This window comes from Lysobacter sp. ISL-50 (genome assembly GCF_018612875.1).
Lineage (GTDB): Bacteria > Pseudomonadota > Gammaproteobacteria > Xanthomonadales > Xanthomonadaceae > Lysobacter.
Genome location: NZ_JAGGRI010000003.1, coordinates 176,715 through 191,906 on the forward strand (window position 1 = coordinate 176,715; position 15,192 = coordinate 191,906).

At 61.9% G+C, this 15,192-nt stretch carries 16 protein-coding genes; 10 read left to right on the forward strand and 6 right to left on the reverse strand.

The annotated features are described in order from the left end of the window. The first annotated feature begins 26 nt into the window (after window positions 1-26). The 6 genes from J7J50_RS02395 to J7J50_RS02420 all read left to right on the forward strand — a co-directional run bounded on the left by J7J50_RS02395 (window position 27) and on the right by J7J50_RS02420 (window position 5,660). Window positions 27-914: a hypothetical protein gene (locus J7J50_RS02395; protein ID WP_215063075.1), complete on the forward strand. Its 888-nt coding sequence runs from the start codon at window positions 27-29 to the stop codon at window positions 912-914. Continuing rightward, on the forward strand, window positions 911-1,774 hold the full coding sequence (locus tag J7J50_RS02400; RefSeq protein WP_215063073.1) for a ParB/RepB/Spo0J family partition protein: 864 nt from the start codon (window positions 911-913) through the stop codon (window positions 1,772-1,774). The genes J7J50_RS02395 and J7J50_RS02400 overlap by 4 nt, the downstream gene beginning before the upstream one ends. Next, entirely contained in the window at window positions 1,771-4,050 is a 2,280-nt protein-coding gene (locus tag J7J50_RS02405; protein ID WP_215063071.1) for a phage/plasmid primase, P4 family, read from the forward strand. Before J7J50_RS02400 ends, J7J50_RS02405 begins: the two co-directional genes overlap by 4 nt. Next, complete coding sequence (locus tag J7J50_RS02410) at window positions 4,043-4,642, forward strand: hypothetical protein (RefSeq protein WP_251044296.1); 600 nt, start codon at window positions 4,043-4,045, stop codon at window positions 4,640-4,642. The genes J7J50_RS02405 and J7J50_RS02410 overlap by 8 nt, the downstream gene beginning before the upstream one ends. Then, window positions 4,639-5,088: a DUF6362 family protein gene (locus J7J50_RS02415; RefSeq protein WP_215063069.1), complete on the forward strand. Its 450-nt coding sequence runs from the start codon at window positions 4,639-4,641 to the stop codon at window positions 5,086-5,088. Before J7J50_RS02410 ends, J7J50_RS02415 begins: the two co-directional genes overlap by 4 nt. Window positions 5,089-5,336: 248 nt before the next feature. Then, a complete protein-coding gene (locus J7J50_RS02420) occupies window positions 5,337-5,660 on the forward strand; it encodes a hypothetical protein (RefSeq protein ID WP_215063067.1) in 324 nt (107 codons plus the stop codon). 342 nt (window positions 5,661-6,002) lie between these two features. Here the strand turns inward: J7J50_RS02420 and J7J50_RS02425 are convergent, their stop codons facing one another. Beyond that, window positions 6,003-6,311 (reverse strand): hypothetical protein, encoded by a 309-nt coding sequence (locus J7J50_RS02425; RefSeq protein ID WP_215063065.1) that lies wholly within the window; start codon window positions 6,309-6,311, stop codon window positions 6,003-6,005. A gap of 465 nt (window positions 6,312-6,776) precedes the next feature. On the opposite strand from J7J50_RS02425, the gene J7J50_RS02430 reads away from it, so the two are divergent. Further along, complete coding sequence (locus tag J7J50_RS02430; protein WP_215063062.1) at window positions 6,777-8,156, forward strand: hypothetical protein; 1,380 nt, start codon at window positions 6,777-6,779, stop codon at window positions 8,154-8,156. Window positions 8,157-8,550: 394 nt separating this feature from the next. Here J7J50_RS02430 and J7J50_RS25245 read toward each other — a convergent pair whose 3' ends face one another. Next, a complete protein-coding gene (locus J7J50_RS25245; RefSeq protein WP_215063060.1) occupies window positions 8,551-9,774 on the reverse strand; it encodes a hypothetical protein in 1,224 nt (407 codons plus the stop codon). 452 nt (window positions 9,775-10,226) lie between these two features. On the opposite strand from J7J50_RS25245, the gene J7J50_RS02440 reads away from it, so the two are divergent. Together J7J50_RS02440 and J7J50_RS02445 are read left to right on the forward strand one after the other, a co-directional pair. Further along, window positions 10,227-11,483, forward strand: a complete 1,257-nt coding sequence (locus tag J7J50_RS02440) for a site-specific DNA-methyltransferase (protein ID WP_215063058.1) — start codon at window positions 10,227-10,229, stop codon at window positions 11,481-11,483. A 93-nt stretch (window positions 11,484-11,576) separates the two neighbouring features. Then, window positions 11,577-12,581 (forward strand): hypothetical protein, encoded by a 1,005-nt coding sequence (locus J7J50_RS02445; protein WP_251044297.1) that lies wholly within the window; start codon window positions 11,577-11,579, stop codon window positions 12,579-12,581. Here J7J50_RS02445 and J7J50_RS02450 read toward each other — a convergent pair. From J7J50_RS02450 to J7J50_RS02465, 4 genes are all read right to left on the reverse strand, one after another. After that, complete coding sequence (locus J7J50_RS02450) at window positions 12,554-12,874, reverse strand: hypothetical protein (protein ID WP_215063054.1); 321 nt, start codon at window positions 12,872-12,874, stop codon at window positions 12,554-12,556. The two genes, J7J50_RS02445 and J7J50_RS02450, sit on opposite strands and share 28 nt — an antisense overlap. 174 nt (window positions 12,875-13,048) lie before the next feature. Beyond that, on the reverse strand, window positions 13,049-13,321 hold the full coding sequence (locus J7J50_RS02455) for a hypothetical protein (protein ID WP_215063052.1): 273 nt from the start codon (window positions 13,319-13,321) through the stop codon (window positions 13,049-13,051). 157 nt (window positions 13,322-13,478) lie between these two features. Then, a complete protein-coding gene (locus J7J50_RS02460) occupies window positions 13,479-14,117 on the reverse strand; it encodes a DUF3489 domain-containing protein (RefSeq protein ID WP_215063050.1) in 639 nt (212 codons plus the stop codon). Window positions 14,118-14,184: 67 nt separating this feature from the next. After that, window positions 14,185-14,415 carry a hypothetical protein gene (locus J7J50_RS02465; RefSeq protein ID WP_215063048.1) on the reverse strand — a complete coding sequence of 77 codons (231 nt, stop codon included), beginning with the start codon at window positions 14,413-14,415 and terminating at the stop codon, window positions 14,185-14,187. A gap of 359 nt (window positions 14,416-14,774) precedes the next feature. On the opposite strand from J7J50_RS02465, the gene J7J50_RS02470 reads away from it, so the two are divergent. Continuing rightward, the gene (locus J7J50_RS02470) at window positions 14,775-15,029 is read left to right on the forward strand and encodes a hypothetical protein (protein ID WP_215063046.1); all 255 of its coding nucleotides are present in this window, start codon (window positions 14,775-14,777) and stop codon (window positions 15,027-15,029) included. Window positions 15,030-15,192: the final 163 nt, after the last annotated feature.

Consider the following 15,192-nt stretch of genomic DNA (forward strand, 5'->3'; position numbering starts at 1 on the left):
TACCCCCCACAACAAACGAGGCACCTATGAACGTTTTGGCACACCCCGCATCCAGCCCCGCCGCATTCGATGAGGACTTGGCCGCGATCCACCTGCCCGATCAGAAAGAGTTCCGAACCCAACAGATGGCGGTCACGCCCGCTGTGGCCAGCGCCTGGTTGCGCCGGAATGACGCGAACCGGAAGCTGCGCCAGCGAGCGGTCAAACAGTACGCGCACGATATTCGGCGCGGCGCCTGGAAGACGACCGGTGAGTCGATCAAATTCAGCGCCACCGGCCGCCTGCTCGACGGCCAACACCGTCTTGCAGCTATCGTCGAATCCGGTATGACGATCGAAATGGGCGTGACCACGGGCCTGGACAATGGCGTCTTCGACGTCATCGATACGGGTCGGTCGCGTACCGGCGTGGACGTTCTGGTGATCGAAGGGGTGGGGCTGCGCGAGTCGGCCACGGTGGCCGCCGCGTTGCCGCTGATTATCAACTACCAACTCGGCTTTGACCCGCATAGCCGGAGCCGATACTCGAATCAGGAATTGATCGAGGTCTGGAGCGCGCAGGAAGCGGTCCAGCGCAGCAGCCAGTTCATCGCCAAGCTGCCGCGACGGGTGATGCCGATCACGCACTCCAAGGCGTTGTTCCTGCATTGGGCCTTCTGCCAGCGCGATGTCGCCGCGGCCGATGAATTCATCGAGCGTCTGTTCACCGGTGAGCGCCTGGGCCGAAATGAACCGCTGTATCAGCTGCGCCAGCGCCTGTTGTACTTGAAGATCGAGGGACAGACGATCTCCGATGCGGTGCTGCTGCACGCCTGCATTAAGACATGGAATGCGACGCGACTGGGCCGCGTGTATTCCACTTGGCCGCCGGTGTTCCCGCGCTCGGATGAGAACTTCCCGGAGATCGCGCGATGAGCCTGGAGTTTCATCCGCTTTGCTTGACCCTGCCCGACATGGCGAAGGACGCGTTTGCCGCGCTGGTGGAAGACATCCGGCGTAACGGCCAGCATCGCGACATTGTGCTGCACGAAGGCATGATTCTGGATGGCCGGCATCGGTACCGCGCTTGCCTGGAGTGCGGCGTCGAACCGCGCATGATCGAGTTCACCGGAGACAATCCGGTGGCCTTTGTGGTGAGCGAGAACTTGGCGCGACGGCATCTGACCGATTCCCAGCGCGGCCTGGTTGCCGCCACTCTGGCAAATCTTTCCCATGGGCAGCGACCGAGTCCCGCAGATCTGCGGGACTCGGCCGTAACCCATGCTCAAGCCGCTGAATTGCTTGGGGTTTCCGAGCGGATGGTGCAGAAAGCTTCCGAGGTCAAACGCAAGGGCGCGCCCCGACTGGTGGAATCAGTGCAGGCCGGAAAGATCAGCCTCAACGAAGCAACCAGGATCGCGTCGCTCGGACACAAATCGCAGGAACGCATCGCCCAAATCGAAAACCGTAAAGAGCGCCACCACGAAACGACGAAGGCGATCAATATCAGCAGCGGCCGCAAGCGGCCGCCGCCGGTACCGCGCCTGGATTTCGTTAAGGCCATTAAGCAGCCGGCGTGGGTGCAGACCACGCTGGGGCGTCTGGAGAATCTGATCCAGGCCATCAAGGATGCGCAGATTGAATCGACCGGGTTCGTGCAACGCCTGCGCAGTGATGCGAACTGGAGCGATGAACGCTTTCGTGAGCGATTCGACCGTTGCCGGCCCTGGCTCGGCGCGCTGGCCGACGCGCGGGACCTGAACCCCCAAGGGCAGGAACAGGAGCGGGCCGCATGATGGATTTCAACGATGCGCCTGCGTCGGAGAACGCCGAGCGCGCGCGGCGGGCCGATGTCCGCGCCGCGTTGCTGCAACGATTGGAAGGCGTGCTGCGCGCGCTCCTGCCCAAGGGTAAGGTGCGCCACGGCAAGTTCGTCGTGGGCGATGTGACGGGCGCGGCGGGCGACAGCCTGGAGGTGGAACTGACCGGCGACAAAGCCGGGCTGTGGAAGGACCACGCCAGCGGCGAGGGCGGTGATGCGTTCGACCTCATCGCCGCTCACCATCGGCTGGATGCGCGCCGCGACTTCGCGAAGGTGCTGGATGAGGCCGACGCGTTGCTCGGGCGTGCGCCGGAAGCGCAAGCGCCCGCGCGGCACCGCCGCGCCGAACCGGTGCTGGATGAGTTGGGACCGCATACGGCGCGCTGGGACTACCTGAGCGCCGAGGGTGAGCTGATCGCGTGTGTGTATCGCTACGATCCGCCCGAGGGCAAGCAGTACCGCCCCTGGGACGCGAAGCGCCGGAAACATCAGGCTCCGACGCCGCGCCCCCTCTACAACCAGCCGCGCATGGCGGCGTCCAACGAGGTCGTTTTGGTCGAGGGCGAAAAGACCGCCGATGCGCTGATCGAACTCGGCGTGTGCGCCACGACCGCGATGAACGGCGCGAACGCGCCGATCGACAAGACCGATTGGTCGCCATTGTGCGGCAAGCATGTCCTGATCTGGCCCGACAAGGATAAGCCCGGCTGGGAGTACGCCATGCAAGCCGCGCAGTCCGCGTTCCAGGTCGGCGCGGATTCGTGCGCGTTGCTGCACGTCCCCGATGACAAACCGCTGGCTTGGGATGCGTTCGACGCGGTGGTCGAGGGCTTTGACGTCCTGGGATTCTTGCGCGCGGGCGAGCGGACGTTCCTGCAACCGGGCACCGAGGATGCGCCGCCTCCGATCGACTTCGACGGCTTGGACTGGAGCAGCGACGACGGCCTCGGCCTGGCCTTCACCCGCCACTACGGCGAGGACTGGCGCTACTGCGCATCGTGGGGCCAGTGGCTGAGTTGGACCGGGACGCGCTGGAATCCCGACCGAACCCTGGTCTTGCAGCACTTGGTGCGCGGGGTATGTCGAGCGGCGCAGGCGTTCGCCGACAAGCCGTCACAGCGCTCGAAACTGGCGTCGGCCTCGACGGTGGCCGGGGTCGAGCGCCTCGCGCGAAGCGATCCGCGCCACGCCTCGTCGGCCGATGATTGGGACAGCGATCTGTGGGCGTTGAACACGCCGCGCGGGATCGTGGATCTGCGCTCAGGTGCGACGCGCCGACACGCCCGCAGCGAACAGATGACCAAGCTGACGACAGCCAGTCCTTCCGGTCAGTGCCCGACGTGGTTGCGCTTCCTAAGCGACGTGACCGGGGGTGATACCGCGCTGATGGAGTATCTGCAGCGCGTCGTCGGGTATTGCCTGACCGGCGTGACCCGCGAGCATGCGCTGTTCTTCCTGTACGGCACGGGCGCCAACGGCAAGTCGGTGTTCGTCAACGTGCTGGCCACCATCTTGGGCGATTACGCGACCAACGCGCCCATGGACACGTTCATGGAATCGCGGCACGACCGACATCCGACTGAACTGGCGGGGCTGCGCGGCGCGCGCTTTGTTGCCGCCAGCGAGACCGAGCAGGGCCGGCGCTGGAACGAGTCGAAGCTCAAGTCCATTACCGGCGGCGATACCGTGAGCGCGCGCTTCATGCGGCAGGACTTCTTCGAATACACGCCGCAGTTCAAGCTGGTCATCGCCGGCAACCACAAGCCGGCGATCCGCAACGCCGACGAAGCGATGAAGCGGCGCCTGCATCTGGTGCCGTTCACCGTCACCATCCCACCGGAGCGGCGCGACGGCCGCCTGACCGAGAAGCTGCTGGCTGAGCGCGACGGGATCATGGCGTGGGCCGTGGAGGGCTGCCTGCAATGGCAACACACGGAGCTGCGCGCGCCGCAGTGCGTGATCGACGCGACCGACGAGTATTTCGAAGGCGAGGACGCGCTCGGCCACTGGATGGAAGAGCGCTGCTTTGTTCATCCGCAATCCAAGGCTCTCGTCGCCGATCTGTTTGCCGACTGGCGCGATTGGGCCGAAGCGAACGGCGAGTTCGTCGGCTCGATCAAACGCTTCTCGGATTTGCTGACCACGCGTCAGTTCAGCAAATACAAGGGCGGCAAAGGCGCTCGGTACTTCATCGGCCTGAGTTTGAAGCCGAAATCGTTCACTCAGTTCGGAGGCGTTAGCCGTGATTGAAATCAATGACTTAAACGTGGGGGTGGCAGATGGGGCAGAGATGCCGGTTCCCCCTCATGTGTGCGTGCGCGCGCACACACGCGCATTAACCGGCAACCCTGCCATATCCGCCACCCAGCTCGGCGACGACACGTCCCCGACCGTCCTCGCGCTCGACTTGGGCACCACGCTCGGCTGGGCGCTGCGCCTGTCCGGTTACCCCATGAGCGGAACCGAGTCGTTCAAGCTCGGCCGCTTCGAAGGCGGCGGCATGCGCTACCTGCGGTTCGTCCGCTGGCTCGATGACCTGTGGCGCTTCGCAGGACCGCAGATCGTCTATTTCGAGGAAGTGCGTCGGCACAAGGGCGTGGATGCGGCTCATGCCTACGGCGGCTTCCTGGCGCAGCTGACCGCGTGGTGCGAGCGCCATGCCGTTCCGTACCAAGGCGTGCCGGTCGGCACGATCAAGAAATTCGCGACCGGCAAGGGCAACGCCAACAAGGAAGCAATGATCGAAGCCGCCAAGCGCTGGGGCCATGAACCGGCCGACGACAACGAAGCCGATGCCCTGGCTCTGATGCATTGGGCGATCGCGCAGGAGCCGAAGGCATGAGCACGATTTGGACCGTCGATGCCGTCGCTGATCGCTTCCACGAAGCCGCGGTGACCGCGCGCCGATTGCCGCCGGCCAGGGTGCAGGGCTATGCGGCGTACTGGCCCGACATCCAACGCCAATCGTGGGAGGGCTACGCCGACGAGCGGATCGTGCTTCGCTTCACCGCCTCGCCCGCCGCCATCGACCGCTTCGGCGAGACCGTGCGCTGGCTGCGTTGGCTGGACGAGGAGCAGCGTCGCCTGATCTGGCTCAGGGCACAGTACGTGCCGTGGCGTGAGGTATGTATCCGCACCGGCCTGATCCGCAAGACGGCGTGGCGTCATTGGCAGCACGCGCTGGTCCTGATCACGGTCCACCTCAATGGGCCGCTGCCCCGCATGGCCGACGTGAAATCAAACCAATCGAACGAATCAGCGATTGAGTTTCAGCTTACGCCGGCTTAAACCGGTTTAAACCGGCCTATCCGGAAGTTGGGGGTGTCCCAACATCCCGGTTTTGCCCTAGCCTAGTCGGCATGCTGATGGTGGTGCGTTGGGGGATGTGGCAGTCGGCATGGGTCAGCCCGGAGCGTTCCGATGTTTCATCGGGATCTTCGGGCTGACCTTCTCCGAACCATCGGAGCGCGGATCAGGAACGGACCTGTCCGAACTCTTACAGGACATCGTCCGACACCTTACCTAGCCCCATCGGCATGCTGATCGCGGAGCGTCGCCAGGAAAAGCACAGCGGACAGAGCGGCGAGTTGCGGTCATTTTTTGCTCAATTTCTTCCGCGCACGGAGTTTCGGCTCATCTGTCCAAACAATGAACTTGTAATCGAGACAGTACAGAAGAAAAGCCAGGGGCACACACAGAAGGAAATACAGATAGCTTTTTGCGTCACCGCTCATGCTCATGAAGTGCGGCAGGAATGGTTTCAAAAGAAGCGGCGTCAACATGAAAGAAATAAGATAGTACAAGCAGAATATGAGATATCTATACAAATACCGCACGCCCGTTTTAGGGCTTTGAACTGATTCCGTAGATGTTAAGAAGCCGGCCACGTATAGCCGTGCTGGGATGCCGCATATCCCGGCTATCAACGTGTGGGCAACGAGCATCATCTTGAATTCCATTTAATCCCTCTGTCGATGGACGTGTGGCGGCCGTGGTGACGATAGTAGTTCTATCTCGAATACCGAGTTGGAAGCGGGATGGCCACATACGGCCGGGTCAGTATGCTCGTTGCGGGGCGCCGACAACATATCGAGTGTTAAGACGCAACGACGCCGCGACACAGCACCAACGTGCGGCGCGCTTACGAGCCGCCGCCAGTGCCTCACCTTAGCCTAGTCGGCATTGCTGATCGCAGTGCGCCATCAGTCAGCCCGCATCTGAGATCCGGAAACAGCGCTGCGAGGTGCCTCATCGGACGTGATCGCGTAAGTCACAACGTTCGCGTCGGCACGACACAGACCGAAGCGGTTAAGCGAGGCGTTGTCTATGACGGGTGGGCCTGCGCCCATCCAGTAGAAGGAAACAAATACCGTTTCACCTTCCAAGCGCTCTGTACGTGGGTTAATAACTCCCGGCACGCCGTCGATAACGGCTTCGGCGAGTTCGTACAAAGGCAAATCATTGAAACTGGTGTGTCCAGAACGCTTAAGTGCGATCAGCAACCGAGTCATGGCTATCCTCCCTGGGCAGCGAGACGGACAACATCAACACGACACTCGCTATGGATCAGCGTGTTTACGGTGACAGCGGTTCTCTGAATGGTTCCTAGATGCACGCAAGGCGCACGACAGGCGGTGTGTGGGCCTCGGATTATTGCGCACACGACAGCGCACTCTGCGGCCAGAAACCGAGTGATACCGAGGTGCCGCGAACGCTTGGCCCAATCGGTATGCTGATCGCGGTGCGTCGTTGAATCAACGTGCTATTCAAGCGCAGCGGCCAATGATTTCAATATCGTGCGCGATGCGAACGAATCTCTCAGTAAAACAATATTGCATGAGGGCCATGTAGTAGTTCACTCAAGTGAGAATCCGTGAGCGAAGAACTCAGAGCGAAGTCCGGGAATTAAAACCCGAGGTCACCTATAAGCTAGTGCGCGATTGAATGCGATCGCAATCCAAGCACCGGAGGACATCATGTCCAGCAAGCTCTGGTATCTCACGGCCGGGCTATTGAGCTCGTTGGCCTTTGTCTACGCTGCGCCTGCGGCGGCTCAAATGATCAATCTTGATACGTTGGGCGGAAATGTGTGCACTGCGGAGAATACGAACAATAGCGGCGCGATCATCGGCACATGCCGTGAAGTCGATGGCGATATCGTTGCGGTCTACTGGGCACCTGGCTCGGCCACGCCAGTTCCGCTCCCGCCGCTTGAAGTCGGTGGACCTTGCGAGGTCTACGATATAAATAACGCCAATGTCGCCGCAGGCAACTGCGAGCAAGGTGCAACGGGGGAGTGGTTTCCGGTACGTTGGGTTACATCATTGCCAGGAAGCGGCCCGCAGCGGCTCAATCCTCTAGCAGGTCATGCGAAGGCTGAGGCTTGGCTGATTAACCACGCCGGAGTCGTGGCCGGGGCGAGTATCGAGGCCGGCGGCGGCTCGCGTGCGGTGGTTTGGCGAGCGGGCCAGAGCGGTCCGACGAATTTACCGGAACTGGGGCTGCTGCCACCCTTGCTCCCGAGCAGCACCGAGTGCCAGGTGGCCGATCTCAGCGAGTCCGCCGAAGCCATTGTGGTCGGCACCTGCGAATTGCGAGATGGCGGATCGGTGGCGGTGCGTTGGGCGCCGGGTCTGTTCGGTGGCTATGCGGCCACCGAGCTTCCACGGCTACCGGGAGGGTCGAATTGCGCGGCGGCCGCTATCAACAACAATAGCTTTGTTGCCGGAACCTGCGAAGACGAGGACGGCGATATTGTAGCCGTGCGTTGGGCGCCGAACGGAACGAGCCTAACCTATCTCGACTACCTTGAAGCATCGGGCGAGTCACGACAGCAACTCGCTGTTGTAGACATGAACGAGGCTGGCGTTATTGTCGGTAACTACATCACCGATGAAGGATTTGATCGTGCATTCGCCTGGGTGCCGAATGGAAATCCCATGCTTGAGGAAGGACTGGACTTGGGATCGCTGGGTGGGGCTTGGGCTCGTGCCATCGATATCGCCGACAACGGCCACGTAGTCGGAGTCGCACAGAATACAGGTGGCCATAGCCACGCGTTCCGCTGGACGCCGACCGATGAGATCGCAGACTTGGGCTCATTGGGCGGATTTACTAGTCAGGCGGCTGCGTTGAGCGACAACGGGCTTTGGCAAGTGGGAACCAGTCAGACGACTTCGGGTCATGTACATGCGTACACGCTTGATCCCACTAGGCGCGCAAGAGCACGATTTGTTGCGCTGAGTGATGCACAGCGAGGGGGGGCTGTTAAAGCTCGGTGGGCTACTGGTGGATGGCAGGGTGGTGTGTGGAATGGAAGAATGACTCTTCCGAGGAAAGCGAGCGTCGCCAAATAGTTGCAGGGGGATTACTGTAATGCGGTCCAACCATCGTCCGTGACAAGTCTGCGTTAGCATTTATCGCGTCGATCGATGCATTCGTCGTTCTTAGTTGCGCTGGCTCGATATAGTGAGGACGCGTAGATGGCGGCGGCCCATGCTGCGTGACAGCTCCAACGTGCGGCGCGCTCACGAGCCGCCGCCGTTGCCTCACCCTTCTCGCACGCGGCCCACACGCGCCGACACGGCGCGACGTCGGCGGGTCAAATCGGCGGGTCCTTCCCTAGCACATTTCCATGCGGGGGGCCCAGCCGCAAAACCCCGCTAGCGTCCGAGTGATTTTTTGGTTTGCAGTTGGCAATGGAAAAGCCATCGTGAGCGGGATGGCTCATTCAAAACTCGACCGATTGGGTCACTGCTTGTAGCACTTGCGGCAGTCGGCTCCGAGCAGGTCGGGTAGCAGGCGTTTGAAGTCCAGTGCCAGAGGGGCGCACGGACTTTTATCCAGCACACAGGCCATGTAGTTCGCAAACAATCGTGGGTTTCCCGTGATGGCATCAATATCCACATTGTCATTTCGAGAGGCGTAGCCTTCACCTCCCGATGCCTTCACCGACGCCGGTCGGCTTGGCGACATAGCTGTTCGTGAGGCCCGAGCCTTGGCAAGGCCGCCACGGAACGCATGCACATTGCCGTTGGAAAGTTCACTGGATCCGATCCACCACCTGCCATCATCGGAAAGCGCGAACGCTCCACTAGCGAACCCGCCCAAAGTCCCAAGGCCAGAACTGTGCTGTTCGGGAGTCCATAAGAACGCTTCTCCCAAACCCGACGCGTTCTGTGCAATGCCGACGACAAATCCGTTGTCGGCAATGTCCATAGCCTTCGTCCAGAAGCCGCCAAGCCCACCGAGGTCGAGCGCTGTTTCGTGGCCAGGATCTTCGGCTGGTGCCCAAACAAAGGCATGGCCCAAACCCCCGTCCGTCAGGTAGTTGCCGATTACGATGCCCGCCTCGTTCATGTCAGCGACCGAAAGTTGCTGGCGCGATGGACCACTGCTCTCAAGCTTGTCTAGCCAAGTGGGCTGCGCTTCGGCCGACGCCCAGCGCACAGCGGCAATGTCTCCTACAGACGTTTCGCATGTGCCCGCTATCTGTCCGCGGCTATTCACAGCCGAGGCAGTGCAATTTGACCCGCCCGGCAACCGCGCCAATTCAATCGGATGGTATCCGAGTAAGCCGGATTCCCATTTCACGGCCACGCTGCCACCGTTACGAAGCTCGCATTTTCCTACCACTGCCGGGTCCACTCCATCCGTCATGTCAGCCACACTGCATTCGGTGCTGGTAGGTATCAAGGGTGGCAATAGGCCGAGCTCTGGGAGCAGCGTAGGGGTCACCTTTCCCGATTTCCAAATCACCGCGTGCCCGCCGCCGTTGCTATCAACACTGACGCCAGCGATGACACCGGAATGGTTGATGACGGACGCTGCCGCTTTCGAATGGACTCCGACTGGATTGAGCCGCTGCGGTGCACTACCGGGCAAGGACGCTATCCACCGAACCGGAAAGAACTCACCGTTTGCTCCTTCCTCGCAATTTCCCGCCGCTACATTTGCATTGTTGACGTCATACACGTCGCAGGGGCCGTCAGGTTCTAGCGCAGCTAGGCGCTGCGGCGTGTCCGTACCAGGAGCCCAGTACACAGCCACAATGTCTCCGTCTTCATCCCGGCACGTCCCAATTACGGCGCCGGCATTGTTGGTGTTCTCGGAATTACAAACATTACCGCCTAACGTACCGAGCCCAATGATCTGAGCCGAACTAGGCGCGCAATACAGCGCCGCCAGGACTAGTACGGCTAGACGACATAGATGCGCAGATTCTCGATGGACGTGCATGGCTTTCTCCGATAGTCAGTCCGGGTGGCACTACGGGGTGAGGTTTACGCTCAACGGTCGAAATATTTCGCGACCTTGTTCGCCGATCGCAACACCAATCGACTACTCACCAAAACTCACCTGAAAAGTCAGATCGCCGCTGCATAACAGCGACGCCATTCATCGCATTAGTAGAAAGGTTGAGTTGCGTGACTCTGAACGTGCAAGATCGTCCGGTCCATGCGCTGATCCCGTACGTGCGCAATGCGCGCACACATTCCGACGCGCAGGTCGCGCAGATCGCGGCAAGCATTGTCGAATTTGGTTGGACCAATCCGATCCTAGTCGATGGGACCAGCGGCATCATCGCTGGCCACGGCCGACTGCTGGCCGCCCGTCAACTAGGACTCGCGCAAGTACCGGTCATCGAACTGGCTCACCTGACCCCGGCGCAGAAGCGCGCTTACGTTATCGCCGACAACCGGCTCGCCGAGAACGCGGGTTGGGACGAAGAACTGCTGCGGCTGGAGCTGGAGGAGCTGCGCGACGCCGATTTCGATCTGGACCTGCTCGGTTTCACCGATGACGAACTGGATGAGTTGCTCGACGGCGATCAGGTCGGATTGACCGACGGTGACGAAGTGCCCGAGGTGCAGGAGCAATCGGTCTCGCGCCGCGGCGATATTTGGATTTGCGGCACCCACAAGGTGCTGTGCGGCGACGCCACTCAGGCCGACGATTACGCGGCGCTGCTCGGCGACGAGCTGGCGGACATGACCTTCACCGACCCGCCCTACAACGTCGATTACGCCAACAACCCCAAGGACAAGCTACGCGGCAAGCACCGTCCGATTCTTAACGACAACTTAGGTGGCGACTTCGGAGCGTTCTTGGAAGCGTCTTGCACACAGATGGTGGCCCTGACCAAGGGCGCGATCTACATTGCCATGTCGTCGTCGGAACTGGATCGAATGCAGACGGCGTTCCGCGCGGCCGGTGGTCGCTGGTCCACGTTCATCATCTGGGCCAAGAACAAGTTCACGATGGGTCACGCCGACTACCAGCGGCAGTACGAGCCCATCTTGTACGGCTGGCGCGAAGGCACCGACCGATTCTGGTGCGGCGCGCGCGATCAAGGCGACGTCTGGTTCATCGATCGCACCAGCAAGAACGATCTGCATCCGACCATGAAGCCGGTGGCGCTGGTCGAGCGCGCGATCCGCAACAGCAGCAAGAGCCGCGATCTCATCCTCGACCCCTTTGGCGGATCGGGCACGACCCTGATCGCGGCCGAGAAGACCGGCCGCCGCGCTCGCCTGATCGAACTGGACCCGAAGTACGCCGACGTAATCGTGCGCCGCTGGCAGGACCACACTGGCCAGGCCGCGCTGCGACAGTCTGATGGAATGCCATTCGATGACGCCGCGAGCAGCGTCGACCCCAACGCCATCGCCGAAGCCGAATGATCCGGCCGGCGTATTACAACGAGATTGATCCCTACCTATGTGGCTGGCTGCGCAACCTGATCAACGCTGGTTTGATTCCACCTGGCGACGTTGATGACCGAGACATCCGATCTGTTTGCGCAGACGATCTGCGCGGATACCGCCAATGCCACTTCTTCGCCGGGGTCGGTGGCTTCGCCTATGCCTGCCGGCTCGCTGGCTGGCCCGATGACGCGGAAATCTGGACGGGCGGTTTCCCCTGCCAGCCGTTCAGCGTCGCGGGACGACAACGCGCGCAGGCGGATGACCGTCACCTCTGGCCGGAGCTGCATCGGCTCATTGCATCCGCGCGACCCGCTGCATTCCTGGGCGAGAACGTTGCTGGCATCATCCCGCTGGCACTCGACGGAGTTCTGTCTGACTTGGAAAGCGAAGGCTACGCCAGCCGGGCGGTTGTTGTTCCAGCTTGCGCCGTCAACGCCACGCACCGACGCGACCGCGTCTGGATCGTCGGACGGCGTTTGGCCGACGCCGCTGGTGCCGAACGGTGGCCGTACCCTGCCGCCGGGGACAACCCTGACGGGCAAGACCCCCAGCGGCAGCAAGCGCACGATCGAACTGGCGCATGTGGCGCGGCAGGTCTGGCCGACCGCGACGGCGAACGACGCGGAGAAGCGCGGCGACTTTGCGGCCGAACGGCGCAATGGCCTGCCGGGAGTGGCGAAGGCGGTCTGGAGCACGCCGCGCGCGAGCGACGGCGAGAAGGGCGGCCCCGGCCAGCGATTCGGCAGCGGGGCGACGTTACCGCTGCCGGCGCAGGCGGTGTGGGCGACGCCGACGACGCGGGATCACAAGGACGCATCGAGTATTGGCAGCGCACCGGTCAATGGAATGCTTGGCAGACAGGTCGGACCCTCGCCGGTCGCCGGATACCTGAATCCGGAATTCGTCTTCTGGCTGATGGGATATCCGCCCGAATTCCTAAGCTGCGCGCCGCCGGCAACGCGATTGTCCCGCAGGTCGCCGCCGAAGTCCTCCGCGCCCTGCGCCGCTGACGCCGCGTTGCCGCGCGACGCCAGGGCCGGCCCGCCTCAGTCGGCGTCGGCGAGGCCGACGTAGCGCGGGTAGTCGTAATCGTCGGGGCGCACATAGAGCGTCAGTCGGGCGGGGGCGCTCACCGCGATGCATTGATCGCCTCGACCTTTGAAGCTGGCGATCCAGTCCTGCGTCCGGCACAGGTCGCACACAAACGCGTCGTACTCAGCGGCCGTCATGGTATTGATGGCAATGACGCTCACGCGCTCTTCTTCGATGAAGTAACCGCTGTGCTCGCGTAGCATGGCTCGCAGGCTGGCCGGCTTCCGAGAGAAGCGAACGGCGACGGGGTATGGGCGGCACTTGGTGATGTTCATGAGGCTTTTCCGTGGTTGGGTGCGTCATGAACGCTTCCTTCTGCGAGGAAGCCAAGCACAATGGCGACGATGTTTGCTCTGATGCCTCTTCTGTTTAGTCTTCAGACAAGAAGGGGGAGTTCACCAGACGAAGAGCAGCGCGCAGGTGCTGCGCGCCGCATGCAGTTCGCCGATTCAGATCAGATCAAAGTCGCCGCTGGCCGGATTGAACCGAATTGCCGCGCCGGCGCGAATAGGTGTTGCTGCCCCGAGGTGCATGTGCATGTATGCGCTTCGATACTCCAGCGCGCGCTCGGCTTGTTCGCGGCTTAGGCCGCAACCGATGAAGTAGTCGCGCAGCTCGCCGTCGCCGCTGGATTCGTTGTTGCTCAACTGGTCCTCGACCAGCGCCAGTAGCAATTCCGGCAGGGTCGAGAGCAGCGGATCGGGTTGCTTGTTCTGGCTCATGATGCGGTCTCCGTGTTGGGACGCCATGAACGCTTCTATCGCGCAGGAAGCCAAGCGGCTCGCGTCGCACAAATCGATTCGTGCCGTGGCGGGTCGGCCAAGAAGGATGGTTATTCCACCGCGTCGCGGCCGGGCGTGTGCCCGGCCGCGCGCTGGATCATTCCTCCTCGTCGGTCGAGGCAGCGACGGCCGGTCGTTCGGATTCCTGCGCGTCCTCACTCTCGATTCGGTAGACGCGGTCCTCCTTGCCAGCCTTCTCGTTAATCACGGTGTAGCCCTTCTTCTTCAAGGTTCCGGCGAAGAACCCGCGCACCGAGTGCTGCTGCCAGCCGGTCGCCTCCATCACCTCCTTGATGGTCGCGCCCTGCGGTCGCATCAGCAGGGCGACGACTTGCGCAATCCGGTTCGGCTTGCGTTCTTTTGCGGGCGTGACCGCCTCGGCGATAACCTCGATTGCGGTGTCGATGGCGCCGGCTTCGGCCTCTGTGTTGTCATCGGCGTCGTGGCTGGTGTCCGATTCGTCGCCGGCATCTTCTTCGTCGCTGTCGCTGGCCTCCTCTCCGACCTGCGCTCGGCCGATGTCCGTGGTCGGGGGCGGCAGGCCCACCGCCTCGTAGGCGGCGTCGGTGAGCGCGTGGCCCGCACCGTCCGCTGCGATCAGGTCGTTGAGCAGGAGCGAGCGGGTTACGGCCGTGCGCGCGCCGCCGCGCAGGTTGTCGGGAAAGCGTTCGATGCGTCCGCCGGTCTCGATGGCGAGGAGGATCAGGGCACGCTGGTTGTCGGTAAGCTGGGTCATGGTCGTTTCCAAATTGATGAGTGTGTTTTGGGGAGCGCGCCCTGCCGGTGCGAGGCGCGCGGATTTGTCAGCCGGCCAGCACTTCGTCGATGGCTTGCTGGACGTTGACCTCGCCGTTGGCGATGGCGAGCATCACGTCGTCGTTGAAGGTGTTCAGGACGAGATAGGCACGGCGTTCAAGTTCGTGCTGCGCGGCGGCGTGCCAGTTGTTGATGGTCCGCAGCTGTGTCAGCGCGGCGCGGTTGTACTTCTTCATTCCGTTGAGGTAGTCCTTCAATGCTGCGGTTTGGTCGTTCATGGGTGGCCTCCGTGGCCGCTGTGGTGTGGGTCCATGAACGCTTCCTACCGCAATGAAGCCAAGCGCTTTCCCCGATAAAGAACGCGCGTTCTCAAACGCAGACAGGTGTCGGACAGGAACGAAGCGCAGAAGTAAAACGCCGCCGAAATTTCGGGGCGTCGTTCGGTAGCGGTGCGGTCAGACGATCAGTCGATGTTTGATGGCAGTAGGAATCCGCTTATCGCCGGGAAGGCTGTCGGCACCTTAAACAGAACGAGATAGTTGTACCGATAGCCGAATCATTCGCTTGGCTTTTCGTCGGAAGGAAGCGTTCATGTCCGTGCCGCAACGACGCGGCTCCACCCATAAGGACGAACGCCATGAAGATCGAAACCGCTCAGTCGCACCTGTTTCGCAATACGAACCAACTGCAGAACGCCTGCATCCTTCGGCTGGAAGAGATGAGCGGGCAATTCGCGCCCGCGCTCGACGCGGAAGAATTGATCGCGGCCAAAGCAATTGCGGCCGGCGCGTGGCGATTGGTAGAGATCATGTTCGAAACGCAGGGCATGGAACTGACGCTGCGATTCGATACCGACGACTTGATCGATACGTTGAACAAGCTCGCAGGCTAAGGCCGAACGGAGAGACAAGACCCCAGCGCCGGCTCGGCGTTGGGGTGTTTCCTCTTCCAAATCTGCCTTGTTATCGCCCGAGCTGTCTCGATGCTGTCCGCGCCCTGAATTCGTCGGGAAAGCGCTTGGCTTCTACCCGGAAGAAATGGAATGGACGCTCCCC